Source organism: Sutterella seckii, assembly GCF_009183815.1.
GTDB classification, from domain to species: Bacteria; Pseudomonadota; Gammaproteobacteria; order Burkholderiales; family Burkholderiaceae_F; genus Sutterella; species Sutterella seckii.
In genome coordinates, this window is record NZ_WEHX01000136.1 from 1 (window position 1) to 4,341 (window position 4,341).

The 4,341-nt window shown below is 56.4% G+C and carries 4 protein-coding genes; all 4 read left to right on the forward strand.

Annotated features, from left to right (window positions below; all coding sequences use genetic code 11):
- Positions 1-148 precede the first annotated feature (148 nt).
- Positions 149-745, forward strand: coding sequence for a Maf family protein (locus GBM95_RS11155; RefSeq protein WP_152159164.1), 597 nt, complete (start codon positions 149-151; stop codon positions 743-745).
- A gap of 60 nt (positions 746-805) precedes the next feature.
- A complete protein-coding gene (locus GBM95_RS11160; protein ID WP_226963299.1) occupies positions 806-1,651 on the forward strand; it encodes an SAM-dependent methyltransferase in 846 nt (281 codons plus the stop codon).
- 21 nt (positions 1,652-1,672) lie between these two features.
- The gene (locus GBM95_RS11165; RefSeq protein ID WP_152159165.1) at positions 1,673-2,824 is read left to right on the forward strand and encodes a hypothetical protein; all 1,152 of its coding nucleotides are present in this window, start codon (positions 1,673-1,675) and stop codon (positions 2,822-2,824) included.
- A 213-nt stretch (positions 2,825-3,037) separates the two neighbouring features.
- The gene (locus tag GBM95_RS11170) at positions 3,038-4,216 is read left to right on the forward strand and encodes an IS630 family transposase (RefSeq protein ID WP_152159166.1); all 1,179 of its coding nucleotides are present in this window, start codon (positions 3,038-3,040) and stop codon (positions 4,214-4,216) included.
- The last annotated feature ends 125 nt before the right edge of the window (positions 4,217-4,341 follow it).

The window sequence follows — 4,341 nt, forward strand, 5'->3', positions numbered from 1 at the left end:
CCTGTTTTACGAATGAGAGTACCCTCTATGCACAGGCGGCCTGACCCCAAGCGCCACACAGCACCATCCGTCAACTATTAAATACCTTTGTTAATAAAAGACACGCACCTAAGAAAGCACAGGAGAGCGCCGCTAGAATTGAGCCACTATGACCAAACAGCTCATTCTTGCCTCGAGCTCCCGCTACCGCCGCGAGCTCCTCGACCGTCTCGGCCTTCCCTATCTTACTGAAAGCCCCGACATTGATGAATCGTCTCTTCCTGGAGAAACGCCCCGCGAAACCGCGCTTCGCCTCTCCGAAATGAAGGCCCGCGCCATCTGGGAGAAGCACCCCGGATCCGTCGTGATCGGGTCGGACCAGACGGCTAATCTTTTGGGCGAAAAGCTCGGCAAACCCCATACCCGCGAACGCGCGATCGAGCAGCTTTCCCGCATGCAGGGGAATACCGTTGTCTTCGCCACCGCCCTCTGCGTGATCGACGCCGAAGGGAATGCGAAGAAGCTCGAAAGCCTCACCACGATCCGCATGCGGAAGCTCTCCCGTGAAACGATCGAAGCCTATGTCGACCGCGAGAAGCCCTTCGACTGCGCGGGTTCGGCCAAGATCGAAAAGCTCGGCATTGCGCTCATGGCTTCCGTCGAATCCGACGACCCGACCTCTCTGATCGGGCTCCCGCTCATGAAGCTCACGACCCTCCTTGCTGAAGCCGGCATTGAGGTCCTACCCGGGATTCTTGAAGGCTGATCCGTCAGCTCGCGACTCCCCGGGAAGCCGTTCTTCTCCTTCGCTCAAAGGCGTATTTTCATGTCCGGAACGCTCTACCTCATTCCCTGTCCGATCAGCTCGAGTGCGCCAGCGGAAACCATTCCTCAGCGCACGCTCGAGGTCGCGCGGTCGCTCGACTACTTCCTCGTTGAAGCTGCCCGGACGGCCCGGGGGACATTGAAGAGCATGGGACATCCCCAGCCCATTTCGACTCTCACCATTGAGGAGATCGGGCACGATCCGGAGGCAGGGAAAATCGACGCCTGGCTCGCGCCCGTCGTTGAAGGAAGAAGCGCCGGGATTATTTCCGAGTCGGGTTGCCCCGGCATCGCCGACCCGGGAGCGCAGATTGTTCAGCGCGCGCACGAACTCGGAATCCGCATCGTGCCGCTCACGGGCCCGAGCTCGCTTCTTCTCACCCTCATGGCTTCTGGGCTTGACGGGCAGCGCTTCCGCTTCCTCGGGTACCTCCCGATTCATGAGGATGAGCGACGTGCCGCGATTCTTGCGGCTGAAGCCGCAAGCCGGGCGAGCGAAACGCAGCTCTGCATCGAAACGCCCTACCGAAACACGGCCTTCCTCGCCGGACTCATTGAGACGCTCTCTCCTACGACGCGCCTAACCGTAGCGCTCGACATTACGGGAGAAACCGAAAGCATCCGCACGAAGACAGTTGCCGAATGGAAGAAGGCAACGGAAGAGGAACGCACGCTCCCCAAAATCCCCTGCGTCTTTGCGTTTCTTGCTGAACCCGGAAGAAAACAGGCGCCCCGTTATGCGCCCAGGAACGCTGCCCGCAAAGGCATGGGGCAGAATCTCTCCCGCGGCAAGCCTCAGGGGGAAAAGCCCCTCAGAAAGAAGCGCCCGTCTTCAAACCGCTCCTGACGGTAACACAAGGATTAAGGCATGCAGGCACTCTGGCAAGAGCTTCTCGACTTCGCACAAACCCCCGCGGGACTTCTGATCCTCGCGGCGGCGGCCTTCGTGCTTGCGAGCTTTCTGATCACGGGACTCATCTTCTTTATTGCATCGCTCTTTAAGAAGAAGAGCCCGCTTGCTGTTCAGCCGTCAGAAGATGCGCTTCAGGAAAAAACGCCGGAAGAGACTTCCGGCTCTGCCGGGGATCCTCTTGAAAGCTTCGACCGCCGGTCGCTGAAGGCGCCGATCGCACTCGCGCGCCTGCGTGCCCAGGGCCCGGACATTACGGAAGCTGCTGAACCCATGATGCCTGGAAGCGCCCCTGAACCTGCAGCTCCTGAAAGAGACTTGAAGACGGAAGAGAAGCCTCAGGCCGAGCCTGCAGTTGCATCGGCTCCGGCAGCGGAATCCGCTCCTGAACCTCCCCAGCCTGCCCCCTTTGCTTCCGCTCCGATAACGCCGAAGCTTCCGGATCCTTTCGGGAGAGCGAACTTCCTTCTCACGCTTCCCTTCGAAAGGCGCGTGGGACTTTCCTTGGCGCACGCGGATCTCTGCGGCGCCGACATCGAAGCCGTCTTCTTTGATCCGGAAGACGTATCCCGCTGGGACGATGTGACGCTTCGCCTGGTGCCGTTCCTTCCTCAGGGAAGCGGCAAGCTCCTGATTACCGAGTCCGACAGGGAAACCTTCTCCTCGGGCGACCTTTTTGCGCAGCCCGATGCCGTGATTGAACTCTCGTCCGGTCTCATTGCGCTCGAATACAAATCGAAGGGAGACCGGTCCGAGGATCCCCTGCGTTGGGCGGAAGCCATGCGCACGAAGGATATTCTGCAAACCGTCATCAACGCACTCGTTCTCTCTGCCGAAGCCGGGCGCCCGTCGGCACCGGTTCTTCGCACGAACAATGCGGTTTTCTTCATCCGTCCGTCCATGGATCTTCGGAAGGTTATTGAAACGAAGCTCGGGGATGCGAAGCAGTTTCTCTCGCTCTCGGCGAGCGGCAGCGGCGCAGCCGGCATCAGTGCGTCCGACTATGCCGAGCTTCTCACCCCCATCGTGGCGAAGCTTTTTCCGAGACCGATGCCATCCGGATCGCTCATCGGCATGAAGGCGCATGAGGAGATGCTGGCGCGTCGGTAAGATTATTTGAATGATTATCTTTTCCCTTTAATTTTAATTAAATTTAAAATAAATAATTTACTATTTTACAGGTTAAATTGAAAGCCGTAGCAGATTGCCAACATTGTCAAACTCGGGTTTATACTGCACATACTAATATAACGTTCTGTAAATATAGCCATTAAATTGCCGATTCTGGTATAATTGGAGGTCCTCATCTACCGGAGCCTCCTCATGCCTCGCGGCCGCCCCATCGTTACCCCTCTAACCCTCACTCCAGAACAAGTTGCCTCACTGACTCAGATCGCCAATTCACGCACGGCGGAGCATCGCCAAGTGCAACGCGCCCGAATTCTGCTAGGCGCGGCCAGCGGAAAGCCCCAAAAGGAGCTTGCAGAGGAAGCTAAGCTTTCAGTAAGCGCGGTCGCCCGTTTTCTGCGGAAGGCATTACAGATCGGTCCAATGATGGCCTTGGAGGATCTCAAGCGCAGCGGACGCCCGGCAACGATCAGTGATGATGCGCGTACTTGGGTACGTTCTCTGGCCTGCACACCGCCGAAGGATTTGCCGGATGGACCGATGCAAGCGCTTTGGTCGATGGAGACTCTTTCGGTCTACGTACGCAAGCATGCGGAGGAACGCCACTTTGGGGACTCTCTTGGAAAAGCCTCCAAGTCTACGATCTGGACAATTCTCGAAGAAGGAGAGATCAAGCCGCACCGTATCCGCTATTACCTGGAGAAAAAGGACCCTGATTTTGAAGCTAAAGCGCAGGAAGTCCTTCTTCTCTACAAGCGCGTAGAGATTGACCTTCGCTTCGTCGACACGCTTGAGGGGTCATCGCAACCGAACGGCACCGTCTATATTTCTTATGACGAGAAGCCGGGAATTCAATCTATTGGGAACATTCATTCTGATCGGTCGCCGCAACCCGGGAAGGGTTTCACGCGTCGTGACTACGAATATCGCCGCCACGGAACGCTTTCTCTGCTTGCCGGCATCGATCTGATCACGGGCAAAGTACACAGTCTGATCCGAGAACGTCACAAGAGCTCAGACTTTGTCGACTTCCTCAAAATGATTGATGAAACGTATGCCAAAGAATGCAAGATCTTCATTGTGTTGGATAATCATTCGATCCACACGTCGAAAGAGACGCGCGCTTACCTTGACACGAGGAAAGGCCGCTTTCAGTTCATCTTCACACCGAAGCATGCATCGTGGCTCAATCTCATTGAGGCCTTCTTCAGTAAGATGGCACGCCAAAGCTTGCGCGGTCTTCGTGTCAATTCGAAGGAGGAGCTGAGAGATCACATTGCAAAGTGGATCGAAGAAACCAACGTAGACCCCGTACCTTTCCGTTGGCGATGGAAACCTGACGAGGTCCACGAGTTAATTAATAGCCTTATTTAGCAAACGTTATGCTACTGTTGTTCGCCCGCAATCGGGTAGGAGGCATGGGATTAGTTCCCATGCCGTCCTCCCACACCACCGTACGTACGGTTCCGTATACGGCGGTTCCTAGTATCAAGGCTTAA

Coding starts and splice junctions, on each gene's coding strand:
- GBM95_RS11155 (WP_152159164.1), top strand. CDS start 149: ATGACCAAACAGCTCATTCTTGCCTCGAGCTCCCGCTACCGCCGCGAG.
- GBM95_RS11160 (WP_226963299.1), top strand. CDS start 806: ATGTCCGGAACGCTCTACCTCATTCCCTGTCCGATCAGCTCGAGTGCG.
- GBM95_RS11170 (WP_152159166.1), top strand. CDS start 3,038: ATGCCTCGCGGCCGCCCCATCGTTACCCCTCTAACCCTCACTCCAGAA.
- GBM95_RS11165 (WP_152159165.1), top strand. CDS start 1,673: ATGCAGGCACTCTGGCAAGAGCTTCTCGACTTCGCACAAACCCCCGCG.